The sequence below is a fragment of the Legionella pneumophila subsp. pascullei genome (assembly GCF_900637585.1).
GTDB lineage: Bacteria > Pseudomonadota > Gammaproteobacteria > Legionellales > Legionellaceae > Legionella > Legionella pascullei.
Genome location: NZ_LR134380.1, coordinates 2,261,372 through 2,278,756, shown reverse-complemented (window position 1 = coordinate 2,278,756; position 17,385 = coordinate 2,261,372). Strand labels below are relative to the sequence as shown.

Sequence of the window (17,385 nt, the reverse complement as noted above, 5' to 3'; positions counted from 1 at the left end):
AGGCTTACCTTCAGAGATCCGTTGTTCAGGTTTGAAGTGTTAATTTTTATAGCAGACGACTGTTTGCGCCGAGCTATTGTTCTCAGGCATTTTTTTGGATTTCAATTAATTGGGGAATACCGATTTCAGCTAATGATAACATGCTGTTCAGTTGTTCCCGGCTGAAGGAATTATCTTCAGCAGTACCTTGAACTTCAATAAAATGCCCTTGTTCATTCATCACTATATTCATATCCGTTTCGGCAAGAACATCTTCTGCATAATCCAAATCCAGAACGGCTTGTCCCCTGTAAATACCTACAGATACTGCCGCTATATAATTAAAAGCAGGCATTTTACGTATTTTTTCACGTTGAACCATCCAGTGGATGGCATCTCGCATAGCCACACAGCTGCCAGTTATAGCTGCTGTTCTGGTTCCTCCATCGGCTTGAATAACATCACAGTCAAGAGTAATAGTATTTTCCCCCAGCACCTTTAAATCAATACAAGCTCTCAATGAACGTCCTATGAGACGTTGAATTTCCAATGTTCTGCCGCCTTGCTTACCTTTACTGGCTTCTCTTTCAGTACGGCTATGAGTCGCGCGTGGGAGCATGCCATATTCAGCTGTTATCCATCCTTGGTTTTTACCTTTTAAAAACCGGGGAACTCCCTCGATGATTGATGCGTTACAAATCACTTTTGTTTGACCAAATTCAACTAATACAGAGCCTTCGGCATAATTGGTAAAATTACGTGTTATTGTAATGGCACGAAGTTGATCATGTTCACGATTACTGGGACGCATTAGAGATACTCCTCTGTAAAATGCCCAAGTATAACTCTTTACTACTGGAGTTGCACTCTAAATACATGTGGTACTTTATATATTGTTGAGATTAATTGATGGGCAATCCCTGTGCAATTCTTTTAATTTCAGGTATATTCGCGCAAGGTTAAAAAGTAGGTATCCTTTATGATTCATAGTATGACGGCTTTTTCTCGAATGCAAAAGCAGTTTGATGCAGGTGATTTTTGTTGGGAAATCAGATCTGTTAATCATCGCTATCTCGATGTGTCATTTCGTTTGCCTGAGTCGTTTCGATTTCTTGAAACGGAGTTAAGATCCTTGCTTCGGGATAAAATACATCGGGGGAAACTGGAGTGCCATCTAAAGTACAAGGACACAAGTTGTGATAATCGGTCTATGCTTATAAATATAGGTACGATTAATGCATTACTTGATTTAAGCGGTAAATTATCTGCTTCTCATCATCTGGCTAATGACATGACTGTCAGTCAAGTGCTTGCATGGCCAGGTGTTGTGGAGGCTAATCCGCTGGATATGGAGGAGTTGTCTCAAATTGCTTTGGAGTTATTTCAGAAAGGTATCGATAAATTGTGTGAAGTCAGGGCTGTAGAAGGCAGGTCATTAAAGGCATATGTTGAAGACAGATTACAGGCTTTGCGTCAAGAGGTTATGAAATCCAAAAGCATTGTGACTTCAATGAGTGCCAAGACCAAGGATAAATTACTCACTCGTTTGCATGAGTTGCAAATGGATGTTCCTGAAGCACGTGTAGAGCAGGAAATTGCTTTGCTATTAGCCAAACTTGATGTGAGCGAAGAACTGGACAGGCTTGAAACACATATAGCGGAAGTGAGTCGGACTTTGAATGCAGAAAAGGTGACGGGAAGAAGACTCGATTTTTTAATGCAAGAATTAAACAGAGAGGCGAATACTCTAAGCTCAAAATCGGATTCAGCAGAGTTAACCTTAAGTGCTGTTGAAATGAAAGTATTGATCGAGCAGATGCGTGAACAAATTCAGAATTTTGAGTAAACGTTATGGTTAGTGATAATTTAGGAAATTTATACATTGTTGCAGCACCCTCCGGAGGAGGAAAAACAAGTTTGGTCAAAAAACTCATTGAAATGGTGGGTGAGATTGAAGTATCGGTTTCTCATACGACCAGACCTATGAGGCCTGGAGAAAAAGATGGCGTGGATTATTTCTTCGTTGACGAGGAACAATTTGTTTCTATGGTCAATGAAGGGGCGTTTATTGAGCATGCCAGAGTATTTAACCATTGGTATGGTACCTCGGTTGCTCAAATTAACAAACGATTACAATTTGGAATTGACATTGTTCTCGATATTGATTGGCAAGGAGCCGAGCAAATTAGACACGCCTATCCTGACGCAGTAAGTGTTTTTATCATTCCACCTTCTTTGGATGCATTAAAAGAACGCTTGATGAACAGGCGACAAGATAAGGATAATGTGATTAGTGAGAGAATGACCAAAGCACAGGATGAACTTGGTCATTATCCTGAATTTGATTATCTGATTGTTAATGATGATTTTGAAAAGGCAGCAATGGAATTACGGTCGATAGTAATTGCCAATAGGCTTAGAATTGAAAAACAGGTAAATAAACAGGCCAAATTGCTTTCTTTCCTGTTGTCATCGCAGTAAAATAAAAGATTTGAGCTAGTATTTGTTCTAATAACCCAGAGGTGGATTTTATGGCACGAGTAACAGTTGAAGATTGTTTGGAACATGTTAAAAACCGGTTTGAGTTGGTTATGGTTGCTACCAAACGAGCAAGGCAAATTGCAGTTCGCGGCGATCAACCCATGGTTGAATGGGAAAATGATAAACCTACTGTAGTTGCGCTAAGGGAAATTGCGGAAGGTTATGTTACAGCGGATATTTTGGATGAAGATTAAAATTAGTTATTGACTTTGCCTTGAGAATATTAGTCATTCTATAAAAATATACCTCTTGTTAATCAAGTTATGGTATTTAAGCAAAGCAAAGGGAACTAGGGCGAGGCATAAAACCGTATTTTGAGTTATGAGGTATAAATAGCCATGTTGGATACTAGGGAGTACTGCGTGAGCTACTTTAAAGAGCTCGATGAAGAGCTTAAATGTTATCTTGAGCAGGCGCAAATTGAAAAATGTTATCAAGCTTATTTGGTGGCTGAAAAAGCACATCATGGCCAAATGCGTCGTTCAGGTGAGCCTTATATTACGCACCCTGTAGCAGCTGCCCTCATTCTGGCAAGAATGAGGCTGGATTATCAAACCATCATGGCCACCCTGCTTCATGATGTCGTCGAAGATACCTCCATCAGTAAAGAAGAATTAGTCAAACAATTTGGCGAAGAAGTCACTGCCCTTGTTGATGGTGTCACCAAGCTGACTAAAATTAAATTTGAATCAAAAGCTGAAGCACAGGCGGAAAATTTTCGCAAGATGGTTTTGGCTATGGTTAAGGATATTCGAGTTATTATCGTTAAGTTGGCTGATCGCTTACATAATATGCGCACTTTAGGAGCAATGCCTGCAGGCAAGCGCAGGCGAATTGCAATCGAAACTCTCGAGATTTATGCTCCTATTGCCAATCGTTTGGGTATGCATTCTATTTATATTGGCCTTGAAGATTTGGGTTTTCAAGCTTTATATCCTATGCGTTACAGGGCAATTAAATCCGCTGTTGAAAAATCTCGGGGTAATCGAAGAGAGTTGACACAGACTATAGAGAAAGATTTGCAACATGCCTTATCGCAGTTGAATATTCCTTATGAACAAGTGTTTGGCAGGCAAAAGCATTTATATAGCATTTATAGAAAAATGAAGCAGAAAAAAGCATCCTTTACAGAAATTACGGATGTGTTTGCATTTCGCATCATTACAGAAGATATTGATTCCTGTTATAGAATTTTGGGAGCATTACACTGCACTTATAAACCTGTTCCACAACGCTTTAAAGATTATATCGGAATTCCCAAAGCCAATGGCTATCAGTCATTGCATACTACATTGTTTGGGCCTTTTGGTGTTCCTCTTGAGGTTCAAATACGAACGAGGGAAATGGATAAAGTAGCTGATAATGGAGTGGCAGCTCACTGGATCTATAAATCTTCTGGATTGGAAGTGAATGAAGCCCAGCTTCGTGCCAGAGAGTGGGTCCAAAGTTTGCTTGAAATGCAAAGGAGCACGGGTAGTTCTCTTGAATTTATTGAAAACGTTAAAATTGATTTATTTCCTGACGAAGTATACGTTTTTACCCCTAAAGGACACATTATGGAGTTACCGAAAGGAGCCACTCCAGTGGATTTTGCTTACACGGTACACTCTGGGGTAGGAAACAGTTGTGTTGCGGCAAAAGTTAACAGGCGTTTGGTACCATTAAGTATTCCTTTATCAAATGGTCAAACCGTAGAGATTATTACTGCACCGGGGGCTCATCCCAACCCGGCCTGGCTGAATTTTGTTGTGACTGGAAAGGCGAGATCAAATATTCGTCATTTTTTGAAAAGCCAACAACATGCTGAGTCTATTGTTTTAGGAAAACGATTATTGGAACAATCCTTGGCAGAATTATCCAGTGATTACGCAAAAGTACCTCCGGAAACATTGCAGGCATTGCTCAGCGATTTACATTATAAAACGGTTGATGATTTATTGTATGCCATAGGAATAGGTAATCAGATGGCAATGGTTATTGCCAAGAGGTTGGTGGTTTCACAAGACTCCCATGAAACCGATAAAGGTAATAAAAGACCTTTGGCAATTAAGGGTACTGAAGGGATGGTTGTGCATTTTGGCGAGTGCTGCCAGCCAATACCTGGAGATAATATAGTTGGCAAATTTCAACAAGGCAGAGGCATTATTGTTCATGCCAGTGACTGCACTACACTAAAAACAACGCGTAGCAATCCGGAACAGTTTATTGCTTTACGTTGGGATGAGCAGGTACAGGGTGAATATTGGGTTGATATTACTGTAGATGTAGCAAACGAAAGAGGTGTATTGGCTGCTTTAGCAACTGCTATTTCTGAAGCAGACTCTAACATAGGGAATATTAATGTAGATCCCAGAGATGGTCGTCATAATGCTGTCACTTTTTCCATCAGTGTTCGTGACAGAACCCATTTAGCTCGAGTCATGCGTCGATTAAGGGCAAATAAAGTAGTTATGCGGTTATATCGAAAAAAACAAGGGGAGAATTAATGCAACCAATCAATACAAAATTGGCACCAGAAGCGATAGGTACATACAGTCAAGCCATAAGAAGTGGCCAGACGGTTTTTCTTTCAGGACAGATTCCACTGGATCCCGAAACAATGAAAATCTGCAGTGATGATATTAAACTACAAATTACTCAAGTCCTGGAAAATTTATCAGCTGTATGTGAAGCAGCTGGTGGTAGCCTGGCCAATATTGTCAAGTTAAACGTCTATCTCACGGATTTAAGTCATTTTCCCTTAATTAATGAGGCCATGAGTCGATATTTTTTAGAACCTTATCCAGCAAGAGCAGCAATCGAAGTTTCAGCATTACCAAAGGGTGCCAAGGTTGAAATGGATGGGATTCTGGTTTTACCTGCGTCTGCATAACCATGAGTGATGATCAATACGCTCGCACAGGGCGTCTGATGTTCTTATTTGTTTGGATTATATTTTTTATAGGGATGTTTTTATTCTTTTACTATTACGATAAGCCAGAAAGTACCATTTTTGTAGCTAGTCGTACTGAGTATGTATTAAGCGCCGATAGTGAAGGACATTATTGGATAAAAGGTAAGATTAATGATTATCCTGTAGAATTTTTGGTGGATACTGGTGCTACTTTGGTAGCGATACCCCAAGGCCTGGCTAAGGATTTAAAAATTACCGGGCGATATCCTATTACCATAGAAACTGCCAATGGCAAGGTAACGGGATTTTTAACTCGTTTGCAACATTTGTCATTTGGAGAGTTTCATTTACAGAATGTCAAAGCGGTCATAATACCGGAAAATGATGATAATACCGTGTTACTAGGAATGAATGTCTTATCACAATTTCACATGGTGCAGAAAGACAAGCGTTTAATATTAAAAAGACAGTGAACTGACAAGATGTTCTCAATAAATGAGAACAAACAGATTTGATTAAGTAGAGAGTTTCGATGAGTATAGTTTCCCTTAATAATGCCTCCTTCATCTTGGCTGGCAATTGTATTCTGGATTGTGCGGATTTACAGATTCAGCCACAGGATAGAATTGCTCTTGTTGGACGCAATGGGGCTGGAAAATCAACATTGCTGAAAATGTTACAAGGGGAATTTACCCTGGACAGTGGACAAATTCATCGCTCGTCAGGTTTGCGTATTTCCGGTTTAGTCCAGGAAGTACCTGGAACTGAAGAAGAATCGGTGTTCCATTTTCTTGTAAAAAGTTTAGGCGAAACAGGGGAGGTATTATCCCAGTTTCATGAATTTACGAGACAAGGAGATATGGATAAATTAGCTAAATGTCAGCAGAGAATGGATAACTTAAATGCCTGGCATTTATTACCCAAAATTGAAACGATGGCCAGCCGATTGGGAATAGATATTCATGACCAAATGCCTAATCTCTCTGGTGGTATGAAACGACGAGTATTGTTGGGAGCAGCACTTCTTGCCGAACCAGATTTACTGCTATTGGATGAGCCTACTAACCACTTGGATGTTGAAGCAATCGAATGGTTGGAGAATTATTTAAAATCCTTTTCTGGTAGCGTTATGGTGGTAACTCATGACAGGGCATTCTTAAACCAGGTAGCAACGAGTATCCTTGAAATCGATCGTGGGAAGTTGTATCTCCATCATTGTAATTATGAAACATACCTTGACAGGCGAGAATCGATAAGGTTTAGCGAACAAAAACAAAATGATTTGTTTGATAAACGGCTTGCTGAAGAAGAGGCCTGGATACGTACAGGTATCAAGGCAAGACGTACACGTAACGAGGGCAGAGTCAGAGCTTTAAAGGCAATGAGAGAGCAGTACAAGGCACGTCGTAATCAGTTAGGAACAGTGAAATCCTTAAGTTTGGATGTAACCCGTTCTGGTGCTCTCGTAGTAGAAGCAAACAAAGTGAGTTATGCAATAAATGACAAACCTATTATAAAAGATTTTTCCTTACTGATGACAAGAGGAGACAAGCTTGGAATTATCGGCCCCAATGGTTGTGGCAAAACTACTTTAGTTCGATTACTGCTGGGAGAAATTAAACCTGATACAGGAACTATAAAATTAGGGACTGGGCTTCAGGTGGCCTATTTTGATCAGTTACGCCGACATTTGCTTGAGGATCAAACAGTCATGTTTAATGTGGGGGAAGGGGCTGATTATGTGACAATTAATGGGAAGCAAAAACATGTTGCCAGTTATTTAAAAGAGTTTTTATTTTCCGCTGATCGATTCAATCAGCCAGTATCTTCCTTGTCTGGAGGGGAAAGAAACAGATTATTACTGGCGAAGCTTTTTGCCAAACCGGTTAATTTGCTCGTAATGGATGAACCAACCAACGATTTGGATATAGAAACCCTGGAACTTCTTGAAACAGTATTAGTTGATTATCCAGGGACTTTAATATTAATCAGTCATGATAGGGCGTTTATTAACCAAGTAGTAACCAGTGTACTGGTTTATGAAGGGAACGGTCAGTTTAATGAATTTGTTGGTGGTTATGACGATTACAAAACACATCAATTAACACGTCGTGAGCAGCAAGCGAAATCTCCTGCTTCAAAACGGAGTGGTCCAGAGAAAACGAAAAATTTATCTTTTAATGAACAACGAGAGTTATCGAAGTTGCCACAACAGATTGAAGCTGTGGAGAAAAAAATTGAAGAGCTGCATTCGCAAATGGCCTCCCCCGAATTTTATCAGCAAGATGCCAAGCTTATTTCAGAGGTAACTCAGCTGTTAGCCAAGGAAGAGGCATTGTTAAATCAATATTTTGCTCGTTGGGAAGAGTTAGAAGAAAAAAAATAAAAAAGTAATTAGGGGCTATTGACAATTCATTTTATAATATAATCTAAAACATCTATATGCCACGGCTTGTCCGCGGTACCTGTAAGTTCTCTAAGTATTGTGGAAAAGCCGCGGTATATAGAGGCTGTAGAGCAAATTGTCAACAGACCTTAGTTAATGCATAAGTATAGTTAAAAACACAGGGCAAGATCATACCAATTTGATTATGTGTCGAGATACTTTATAAAATTGAGCATAATTTTGTCCTGGTTAAAAACAATATAAATTGTCTTTATAAGATTAAAAAATAGGATTTAAAATGCTTTTAACCTTAGCTTTGGTTATTTTATTTGCAACAATTATGGTTTTCTTCTCTCAAGAATTCATTAGAACCTTTAAAAAAATTTTTGCAATCAGAGGGGCTAAGTTACTCATTCCTTTAGGCATCGCTTCCTGGCTAATTTATAATTTTGATTATTTATTTATATGGGTAATTTATTATATTCGTGAAGTATTGCAAGCTGTGTTATCTTTTCTGACGCGGATTATGCCTTTTAAGCCATATTCAACATCGATAGCACTAATTATACTACTCACTACTGTTTCAGTAGGACCTGTATTAATACTGGACTTGATCTATCGAAAACGAACTTACAAGGGTTATGCTTACCCCTATTTAACAAGCACCCTGATTTTAATTTTCTGCACTGTAATATTGCTTGTAGTGTCTTAATAAAGATAAAAAGCCAGATGGTATGACATTCTCATAAAGTGAATAAGCTCCCAATAATTGATTTTAAGACTAAGGTTTGGTGTATAATCGCACCAATTTGTTTTTAGGTTGCTCTATGAATAAGCAAGATTTTTATTTTGATTTGCCTTCCGAATTAATAGCCCAATATCCACTGGCGAATAGAAGTGATTCACGGCTTTTAATTTATAATCGACAAACAGAAGAATATGGCCATTATCAATTCCGCGAAATTGCAGATTTTTTACAGCCAGGGGACTTATTGGTAATGAATGACAGTAAAGTGATACCAGCTCGCTTATATGGCCACAAAGCCACTGGCGGCAAGGTTGAACTGTTAGTAGAGAGGATAACTGGCGATTTTACTTTCCTGGCCCATATAAAAGCGAGCAAATCATTAAAATCAAACGATATAATTTTTCTCAATGCCGGGAAGCAACTTGAAGTATTACAAAGGCAGGATGATCTATTTCTTTGCAAGGCGAGCCAGAATATTTTAGATCTTTTGAATGATCTTGGACATATTCCATTACCACCTTATATCGCCAGAGAAGACGAGTCGCTGGATAAGGAGAGATATCAAACTGTCTATGCCAAATGTGCTGGATCGGTTGCAGCGCCTACAGCAGGATTACATTTTGATGATGCTGTTTTATCCAGTATACGAGCGCGTGGAGTTAAAATTGCTTATGTCACTCTCCATATAGGGGCAGGAACATTCAGGCCAGTTCGTAGTGAACGCATTCAGGATCATAAAATGCATAGTGAGTGGTTTACGGTTAGTCCTGACCTGTGTGCTGCTGTGAAGGCTACCAAATCTATGGGAAATAGAGTAATTGCTGTTGGGACTACCGCATTACGAAGCCTTGAAAGCGCTGCTATAGGAGGAGAGTTAATTGCTTGTAGTCGTGATACCGACATTTTCATTTATCCTGGCTATCAATTTAAGGTTTGTGATGGATTAATGACTAATTTTCATTTACCTGAATCAACTCTAGTGATGTTGGTGTCCGCTTTTATTGGACATAAACAGTGCATGGCTCTTTATCAAGAAGCAATCGATAAAAGGTATCGTTTTTTTAGTTATGGAGACGCCAGTTTATTGCTATAAAATGCTCTGCGCCGTCATGATGGGGCTACATTAGAGGATAGTGGATGTTGAATACAAATCAAAATTTTGTTCCTGTTTTAAATACTGAAGCGGGATTATGTCTTACTGCGGCCAATTGGCAAGAAATTAAGATTACAACGGCCTCTTGTTACCTGGATTTATTGCTATTAAAACCGGGATATTCATTATTGAACAAGGTAACTGATTTCACCAAATATCTGGGCTGGTCAGGCCATCTAGTTATCAATGCGAGCCGTCTTGTATCGGATAAGAACGGAATGGTGATATTGATTTCACCCTATGACGGAAGTCGGATTAAATTAACTAACTCGGAGTTAGTGCATTTGATTTTACATATTAAGCCAGCTGCAGTTCTTTTACCTGAAACGATTATGAATAGTTTTTCCGGAATATGGGATCAATGGGATGATACTGTGGTACCGTATTTGCCAGCAGCGCAAGTTGAAACCATGAAGATACCCGAAAAACATGGGGTATATTTCAATTTGAGTGAAGCAAAATGTAATGATGATTTCTTGAGTCAATTGCAAAAATGGTCTGAGTTTCCTCTTTATCTTACGGGTCATATCGATACTGATTTAATTGAGAATTTAAACTTGAAGAAATCGATTTTAATAGAATCCGATGAGCCTGCAAAAAATGCTGTGCAGGGTATTGCGTATAGTCGTGACGGAAATATTAATCTAATGGACGAAAGCCAGGCTTTGAATTTTGAACTGATTGATGATAGTTGTTCATGTCCTACCTGCTCAGAACAATTGACGAGAGCCTATCTGCATCATTTGTTAGCGAATACCCCATTGCTATGCCAAAGATTCTTAATTCAGCATAATACGTATTACGTTCAAGGTAATTAACTATTCATTTACCTTCGAGTAAATTCGCTATATGATGTCACGCTGGTAATCCATACAATAGTTCTCTTGTATCATTTGTGTAAAAATCTACGGACTATACAAGAGTTTTTGTAAATATCTTTTGAAATGGGTTTATCGACCGTCTTCAAAAGAAAACCAAGAAATTAATACCCGATTTGAGGAGATTTTATGAGTTTTTTTATTAGTGATGCATTAGCCGCAGCAGGAAATGCGCCAGCTGCTCAAACTGATGGAGCTTTTTCACTGATTATGATCGTTGCGATTTTTGTCTTGTTTTATTTTATGATAATAAGACCGCAAAGCAAAAGAGCGAAAGAGCACAGAGAATTGATAAATAACTTAAAAAAAGGGGATGAAATAGTAACATCTGGAGGGATTTTGGCAAAAGTCGTCAGCTTGGATGATCAATACATCAAAGTAAGCCCGGCAGAAGGTATAGAAATTAATTTGCAAAAAGGCGCTGTTACTGCAGTATTACCAAAAGGCACTTTAAAATCGCTTTAAGTTAGGCATAGGGAATCAGAAATGCAAAATAAATATCCTCTATGGAAAAATCTAATGCTGATAGTGATTGCAGTCATTGGATTTGTTTACGCTATACCGAATTTGTATACGGAAAATCCCGTCGTTCAAATTTCTGCAGGTACAGATGAAGATACAGAGACAATAAAAAATCAGGTAGAGTCCATTTTAAAAAATGCCAATATGGATTATAAATCCCTGGTTGTTGAGAGGGATGGAGTAGAGGTTGTGTTTTCTTCTACTGATTCTCAATTATTGGCTCGCGATATTATCAAGAATAGCCTGGGATCTGATTACACAGTGGCTTTGAATTTAGCTCCTTCGACACCAGATTGGCTTGAAGCAATTCATGCTGACCCTATGAAGCAAGGGTTGGATTTAAGAGGAGGTGTTCATTTTCTTCTTGAAGTGGATGTGGAAAGTGTTATAAGTCGGCGTTATGAAGGAATAATGAAAAATATTGGCCAAGAGCTACGTGAAGCAGGTATTCGTTATTCCGGTATACGTTATTTATCAGATAAAGGGATTGAATTGCGTTTTAGAGATTCTGAATCCATGGAAAATGCTTTAATTGAGTTAAGACAAAAAATATCTGATGTAGTTTTTGTTAAAACCAAAACACAAAATTCAATTTTAGGCGCCATTTCCCCAGCAGAATTAAATTCTATAAGACAAAATACTATTGAGCAAACAATGAGTATCTTGAGAAATCGAGTGAACGAGCTCGGTGTTGGTGAAGCAGTTGTGCAACAGCAAGGAGCAACTCGTGTTGCTGTTGATTTGCCAGGCATTCAAGATGCTGCCAGAGCAAAACAAATACTTGGTGGTACTGCTACTTTGGAATTTCATTTGGTTGACCAGGAAAATGATCCTTTCATTGCAAAGCAAACCGGAGTAGTTCCTGTCAATGATAAGCTGTATATGATGGATGGTCATCCTATCTTATTAAAGAGGCAGGTCGTTTTAAGCGGTGATTCCATTACTTCAGCAGTGTCCAGTTTTGATCAACAAACAGCTTCTCCATCTGTTCAAATTCAATTGGGTGGTGGGGGCGAGAGCTTGTTTACCAAGGTTACGCGTGAAAATATTGGTAAGCGGATGGCGATTGTTTTTGTGGAAACCAAAACGACTACCCAAACAATTAATGGTGAAGAAAAACGGATAACAAAGAAGGAAGAGCGAGTTATTAGTGCGCCAGTGATTCAAAATGCTTTAGGCAGTAATTTTCAGATTACCGGACTGACTGACAGTAAAGAAGCGAGTAATTTGGCTTTATTACTAAGAGCAGGCGCTTTACCTGCGGCGATCTATCCTGTTGAAGAGCGTACTGTTGGTCCAACTCTGGGTAAAGAAAATATTCGCCGAGGACTTATTTCTCTGGAAGTTGGTATGGGTTTAATTTTGGTGTTAATGCTCGTGTATTACCATTTTTTTGGTTTAATTGCTGATATTGCATTGATGCTGAATTTGGTTTTTCTTTGCGCCTTGTTGTCCATAATTGATGCGACTCTGACTTTACCGGGAATTGCAGGGATTGTATTGACTGTAGGCATGGCTGTTGATGCCAATGTCCTGATCTATGAGCGGATTAGGGAAGAGTTGCGTAATGGGTTGTCTCCCCAAGCTGCAATTCATGCGGGATATGAGCGTGCGTTTTCAACTATTTTGGACGCCAACGTGACTACTTTAATTGTGGCTATCATTTTATTTGCGGTGGGCACAGGACCGGTGCGCGGGTTTGCCGTTGTCCTTTCTTTAGGTTTGTTAACGTCTATGTTAACTGGTATTACTTACACCAGAGCTATTGTGAATTGGTACTACGGTGGGCGTAATGTCAAAAAATTATCTATAGGTATATAAGGCGAGGCTCAGATGGAATTTTTTAATCCAAATTCAAAAATAGATTTTATGGGAGCGCGCCGTTGGACTGCGTTGTTTTCTATATTGATTTTTGTAGTGTCTATTGGCGCATTGATGATTAATGGTTTGAAATGGGGGTTGGATTTTACTGGTGGAACGCAAATTGAAATCAGTTACTCCAAAGCCGCTGATTTACCTTTAATTAGAGAAAATCTGAATAAAGCGGGTTTTAAAGAAGCTCAAGTAGTTAGTTATGGTACGTCAAAAGATGTGCTTATCAGCATTGCACCGCGAGCAGATAAAGAACAGAGCCTGCTGGTAGACCAGGTCATGGAAGCATTGCCTGGAGCAGTAAAGCAAAGGGTTGATTTTGTTGGTCCGCAAGTTGGACAAGAACTAGCAACGAAAGGGGCTCTTGCGATTATTGTGTCTTTATTAGCCACGATGATTTATATCGCTATGCGATTTGAATATAAACTTGCTGTAAGTTCAGCGGTTGCATTGATTCATGATCCGGTATTGATTCTGGGTGTTTTTGCTTTGTTCGGAATTGAATTTGATCTGAAGGCTCTTGCTGGACTATTGGCCGTTATTGGCTATTCCTTGAATGATACCATTGTTGTCTTTGACCGTGTTCGAGAGAATTTTGTAAAAATTCGCCGGACAAGCCCAATAGATATTATGAATATCTCAATCAATCAAACTCTCTCCAGAACGATCATGACATCTGTGCTGACGCTCTTTGTCGTAGTTGCGCTTTTTGTTTATGGAGGTGAAGCGATATATGGGTTTTCATTGGCATTGATTATAGGAATAGTAATAGGTACTTATTCTTCGATTTACGTTGCTGGTGCCTTAGCAGTAGCGATGGGATTGGATAACAAGGATTTTCTACCCAGTCACCGCAGAGAGGTAGATGACAGGCCATGATGCTGGGGTCTTATTATCATCCGTGTATTATTATCCGCTCCCTGACGGTCGCGGCTCGGTTTCGTCCATAATCCGATGTGGTTCGGAGTAAACTATAATCTGAGCCGCGACCGTCAGGGAGCGGGTACTAAACAATTACAAAATTTTGTTAAAATGTATCTTCTTAAAAAGAGCCAAAAATTTTTATTCAACCAGTAACTTATCTATTTTTGCTGCGCAAATAAAATCGTTGTGAGTTAAACCATTAAGTGCGTGAGTCATAAAATGAACACGGCAATAATTGTAGCCAACTTCCAAATCAGGGTGGTGGTTTTCAATATTAGCTATCCAGGCGATCGCATTAACAAAAGCCATCGTTTCATAAAAATTTTTAAAGGAAAAGGCACGTTTGATAACTCGGTTGTCCTCAGTTACTTCCCATTTCGAGTTTAATTGAGGTAGTAAATTTTTGATTTGCTCAGGATTGAGCGCAGCACCTATCCCCTCGCAAGATTCACAATGCTTACTACTTAAATCACTAGTCATTTTGATTCCTTAATTTTATTTTCAATTTAAAAAGAAGTTACAAATAAAAATTCTTCAGTGCTGTTAGAAACCTGGAGTTTTGTTCTTTGGTGCCAATAGTAACTCTGATGTAATGATTCATCTTATAAGCATGCAGAGGCCTTACTATTATGCCATTATCCAAAAGATAATTATAAAGAGCCATACTATCCTCTTTGCAATCAAAAGTAAGGAAATTACAGGAAGATGGTAAGTAATTTATATTTAATTCATTAAAGCCCTCCTGTAGCTGCGACATTCCTTCATTATTCATTTTGAGGCTTGATTGGATGAATTCATCATCATCGATAGCTCCATAGGCTGCAGCAAGAGCAACTTGATTGACTATAAATGGCAATTGTACTCGTTTTAAAATATTAATAATGGATGGATTGGCAATAGCATAACCTAAACGAAGACCTGCCATACCATAGATTTTTGAAAACGTACGTGTAACAACCAAGTTAGGGTGTTCTTCAAGCCAATCCAAACTATTGACAGTCAATTGGTTAGCAGCAAATTCATAATAGGCTTCATCTAAAACCAACAGAGTGCTTTTCGGAATATGCTCCAATAAATATTTAATGTCTTTTTGCTGGATTAGCACTCCAGTTGGATTATTTGGGTTTGCTATAAAAATAATTCCTGTTTGTTGATTGCAAGCATCCACAAGATAATTAATATTGACTTCCCAGTTACTACTGATGGGTACACTGTTTACTGGTATTTGCAGGGAATTCGCTTGAATGGCATAAGTGCTAAAAGCGTAGTCATGTGTAAGGATATGTCTGTCAGTATGAAGAGCGAAACAATTTAAGAGGATATTAAACAGGTAATCAGATCCATTACTTAAAAACAATTGCTCGGGTTTTACTTTTAAGTAACTTGCCAGTTTAGACATTAAAGGATGGTTCCAGGGCGATGGGTATGTTGCTATGTAATGTGATGACATATTCTCTATGGCTGAAAGGGCTAATGGGCTGCATCCCAATGGATTTTCATTACTAGCCAGTTTGATAATATCAGTTATTCCCTTTTCTTTTGCCAATTCTTCAATGGATTTACCTGGTACATAGGGAATCAAAGAACGTATTCCTGCATGAGGTAATTGTTGAAAATCAATAGACATAACTCTATTCCTAAACAGAAAAATGTTTTTATATTACCTAAGCATGTGCCAGCTGTCACGAATGAATTTGTTTTTTGGAATTTATTAAAACGGTCTATTGAATTTTTTTTAACGGAAAGTTAACCTTCATGTGCAGTCCAACCTCAGGAAGAGTTTTATTATGAACAAGCAAAAGGGTTTCACCCTAATGGAAGTACTAATGTCATTAATGCTAATGACAACGGTAGTTCTGATGTTAGTAGAGCAACGGTTGAAAACCAGAGATTTGATCAATCATCTTATCTGGCGAATTCACGGTTCCCAATTTTTAGATCAAGTAGATGAAGCATTATATATTGGTGAGAATAGATTACCCCTGCCGCCTTCAAATTATCATTTTGATATCAGGCAATCTCAAAAGAAAATCATTTTGAACGTTACGTGGTTTAAAAAAAGCCAATCAATTATTCGCTCTTATAATCTGGATGCTAATTGAAATGAGAAGACAAACAGGATTTGGTTTATCTGAGATGTTAATTAGTCTTTTCCTGGCAAGTATTATAACGATTACTCTTATTCAGTTTTATATAAGTAGCAAACCTCAATATCTAAAGGCACAAGAACTGTTAGAAATTAATTTTGATTTGCTGTGGGTTAGCGATCTACTAAGCGAAAGTATTAGAAAAGCTGGATTTACTCCGTGCTTAAGTGTCGAGAAATTAAAATCGTATGATTCTCGACATGTAGAGAGAAAAATAATTAATTTTCAATTTGAAAATATGCCACAAGCTCAGCTTCGTATTAATAGAATGAGTGATGTTTATACGGAAGTGGTGAGTTTTATGAGCCCAACACAAATAGTGATTCAAGAACCAGTAATCTCAAACATAAAGCATCCATTAATTATTTCTGACTGCAGGCATGCCGAAGTACATACAGTTTCAAAAATAGATAAACTTAACAATGGATACCAGATTACTTTAAAAAAACCATTGAAGTTCCGGTACGATGAAATTGCTTACTTGGGAGAGTGGCTGGAAGAAACATGGTTTACCAAACAAAATGAAAAGGGTGAAAAGACATTGCATTACAAATTGTTTCAAACAGAAGAGTTAAGCCCATTAATTCATGAGTTTTGTATTGCCAAACGCGTTGTCAAACAGAGGCCAGTATTGGATTTTACAATTGGTAGCAATGAGGAAAAATTCCGTAAGATCAGTGTATCGGTACGAAACTTATGAAAAAAACCAATTCCGGTTTCATTCTTTTAATGACGCTTTGTATTACTTTTTTGATGAGCTTATTGGTTTTGGCAAGTCTGCAACAGGTCTTATTGCACTATAAAGCACTCAATACGCAGGAGACATTTCATCAAAATTTTTATCAGTTGGAACATTGGATGATGCGACTAGCTCATTCGCCATCGTTGTATGCAGAGAAGGATTGTTATGTACAAAAGGATTATGGTGCCAATCATGTTGTACAGGAGGTGGTTAGCAGTAAAGGATGTTTACTGATATTGGGTCGAAAACAATACAGATATTTTATTGAGGACCTGAACGAATTTTCTTGTTTGGTTCTGAATAAGCATGGACAAAAACATGCTTCTCACCATTTGAGATTCACTGTATTGCAATATGAAGAGTATGGAGAACCTTCCATCATGCAATTAAGGTTTATCAAATCGGGTGGCAACTTATCCTCTTGTTCAGAAGAGGAAATACAGGTTAAGGAAGGTGTGATCAGCTGGAGATACTTGTCAGATTATAAAAATTTTAAAACATTAACTGGTTGAAATTATAGAAAAAAAACTATTATAACTGGATGTGTTTTGTAGTAAGATGAACTGGTAACAATAATTTTTAGTTGCATTTTTCTCCATC

Annotated in this window: 19 protein-coding genes; 16 read left to right on the top strand and 3 right to left on the bottom strand. The window is 38.3% G+C overall.

Features of this window, described 5'->3' with window-relative positions; translation table 11 throughout:
- Window positions 1-82 precede the first annotated feature (82 nt).
- On the bottom strand, window positions 83-790 hold the full coding sequence (gene rph / locus EL201_RS10335; protein ID WP_027222188.1) for a ribonuclease PH: 708 nt from the start codon (window positions 788-790) through the stop codon (window positions 83-85).
- A gap of 168 nt (window positions 791-958) precedes the next feature.
- On the opposite strand from rph, the gene EL201_RS10330 reads away from it, so the two are divergent.
- The 13 genes from EL201_RS10330 to secF all read left to right on the top strand — a co-directional run bounded on the left by EL201_RS10330 (window position 959) and on the right by secF (window position 13,851).
- Window positions 959-1,825, top strand: a complete 867-nt coding sequence (locus EL201_RS10330) for a YicC/YloC family endoribonuclease (RefSeq protein ID WP_027222187.1) — start codon at window positions 959-961, stop codon at window positions 1,823-1,825.
- Between the two features lie 5 nt (window positions 1,826-1,830).
- Window positions 1,831-2,460 (top strand): guanylate kinase, encoded by a 630-nt coding sequence (gene gmk, locus EL201_RS10325; RefSeq protein WP_027222186.1) that lies wholly within the window; start codon window positions 1,831-1,833, stop codon window positions 2,458-2,460.
- A 50-nt stretch (window positions 2,461-2,510) separates the two neighbouring features.
- The gene (gene rpoZ / locus EL201_RS10320; RefSeq protein WP_011214258.1) at window positions 2,511-2,714 is read left to right on the top strand and encodes a DNA-directed RNA polymerase subunit omega; all 204 of its coding nucleotides are present in this window, start codon (window positions 2,511-2,513) and stop codon (window positions 2,712-2,714) included.
- Between the two features lie 168 nt (window positions 2,715-2,882).
- Complete coding sequence (gene spoT / locus EL201_RS10315; RefSeq protein ID WP_027222185.1) at window positions 2,883-5,006, top strand: bifunctional GTP diphosphokinase/guanosine-3',5'-bis pyrophosphate 3'-pyrophosphohydrolase; 2,124 nt, start codon at window positions 2,883-2,885, stop codon at window positions 5,004-5,006.
- Window positions 5,006-5,392, top strand: a complete 387-nt coding sequence (locus EL201_RS10310) for a RidA family protein (protein WP_027222184.1) — start codon at window positions 5,006-5,008, stop codon at window positions 5,390-5,392. The genes spoT and EL201_RS10310 overlap by 1 nt, the downstream gene beginning before the upstream one ends.
- 2 nt (window positions 5,393-5,394) lie before the next feature.
- Window positions 5,395-5,886 (top strand): retropepsin-like aspartic protease family protein, encoded by a 492-nt coding sequence (locus EL201_RS10305; protein WP_027222183.1) that lies wholly within the window; start codon window positions 5,395-5,397, stop codon window positions 5,884-5,886.
- Between the two features lie 59 nt (window positions 5,887-5,945).
- The gene (locus EL201_RS10300; RefSeq protein WP_027222182.1) at window positions 5,946-7,799 is read left to right on the top strand and encodes an ATP-binding cassette domain-containing protein; all 1,854 of its coding nucleotides are present in this window, start codon (window positions 5,946-5,948) and stop codon (window positions 7,797-7,799) included.
- Window positions 7,800-8,097: 298 nt separating this feature from the next.
- Window positions 8,098-8,511: a hypothetical protein gene (locus tag EL201_RS10295; protein ID WP_027222181.1), complete on the top strand. Its 414-nt coding sequence runs from the start codon at window positions 8,098-8,100 to the stop codon at window positions 8,509-8,511.
- Window positions 8,512-8,626: 115 nt separating this feature from the next.
- On the top strand, window positions 8,627-9,640 hold the full coding sequence (gene queA / locus EL201_RS10290) for a tRNA preQ1(34) S-adenosylmethionine ribosyltransferase-isomerase QueA (RefSeq protein ID WP_027222180.1): 1,014 nt from the start codon (window positions 8,627-8,629) through the stop codon (window positions 9,638-9,640).
- A gap of 44 nt (window positions 9,641-9,684) precedes the next feature.
- Window positions 9,685-10,518 (top strand): queuine tRNA-ribosyltransferase, encoded by an 834-nt coding sequence (locus tag EL201_RS10285; protein ID WP_027222179.1) that lies wholly within the window; start codon window positions 9,685-9,687, stop codon window positions 10,516-10,518.
- Between the two features lie 189 nt (window positions 10,519-10,707).
- Window positions 10,708-11,043 (top strand): preprotein translocase subunit YajC, encoded by a 336-nt coding sequence (gene yajC, locus EL201_RS10280; RefSeq protein WP_027222178.1) that lies wholly within the window; start codon window positions 10,708-10,710, stop codon window positions 11,041-11,043.
- Window positions 11,044-11,064: 21 nt separating this feature from the next.
- Window positions 11,065-12,921: a protein translocase subunit SecD gene (gene secD / locus EL201_RS10275; protein ID WP_027222177.1), complete on the top strand. Its 1,857-nt coding sequence runs from the start codon at window positions 11,065-11,067 to the stop codon at window positions 12,919-12,921.
- Window positions 12,922-12,933: 12 nt separating this feature from the next.
- The gene (secF, locus tag EL201_RS10270; protein WP_027222176.1) at window positions 12,934-13,851 is read left to right on the top strand and encodes a protein translocase subunit SecF; all 918 of its coding nucleotides are present in this window, start codon (window positions 12,934-12,936) and stop codon (window positions 13,849-13,851) included.
- Window positions 13,852-14,034: 183 nt separating this feature from the next.
- On the opposite strand, the gene EL201_RS10265 is transcribed toward secF, so the two are convergent.
- Window positions 14,035-14,376: a 4a-hydroxytetrahydrobiopterin dehydratase gene (locus EL201_RS10265; protein WP_027222175.1), complete on the bottom strand. Its 342-nt coding sequence runs from the start codon at window positions 14,374-14,376 to the stop codon at window positions 14,035-14,037.
- A 37-nt stretch (window positions 14,377-14,413) separates the two neighbouring features.
- Window positions 14,414-15,523: a histidinol-phosphate transaminase gene (gene hisC, locus EL201_RS10260; RefSeq protein ID WP_027222174.1), complete on the bottom strand. Its 1,110-nt coding sequence runs from the start codon at window positions 15,521-15,523 to the stop codon at window positions 14,414-14,416.
- A 160-nt stretch (window positions 15,524-15,683) separates the two neighbouring features.
- Between hisC and EL201_RS10255 the strand changes: the two genes are divergently transcribed.
- Genes EL201_RS10255 through EL201_RS10245 form a run of 3 tightly spaced genes read left to right on the top strand, consistent with a single transcriptional unit; the run spans window position 15,684 to window position 17,297 of the window.
- Complete coding sequence (locus EL201_RS10255; RefSeq protein ID WP_027222173.1) at window positions 15,684-15,998, top strand: prepilin-type N-terminal cleavage/methylation domain-containing protein; 315 nt, start codon at window positions 15,684-15,686, stop codon at window positions 15,996-15,998.
- A gap of 1 nt (window position 15,999) precedes the next feature.
- Window positions 16,000-16,743 carry a PilW family protein gene (locus EL201_RS10250; protein WP_027222172.1) on the top strand — a complete coding sequence of 248 codons (744 nt, stop codon included), beginning with the start codon at window positions 16,000-16,002 and terminating at the stop codon, window positions 16,741-16,743.
- The gene (locus EL201_RS10245; RefSeq protein WP_027222171.1) at window positions 16,740-17,297 is read left to right on the top strand and encodes a hypothetical protein; all 558 of its coding nucleotides are present in this window, start codon (window positions 16,740-16,742) and stop codon (window positions 17,295-17,297) included. The genes EL201_RS10250 and EL201_RS10245 overlap by 4 nt, the downstream gene beginning before the upstream one ends.
- Window positions 17,298-17,385 lie beyond the last annotated feature (88 nt).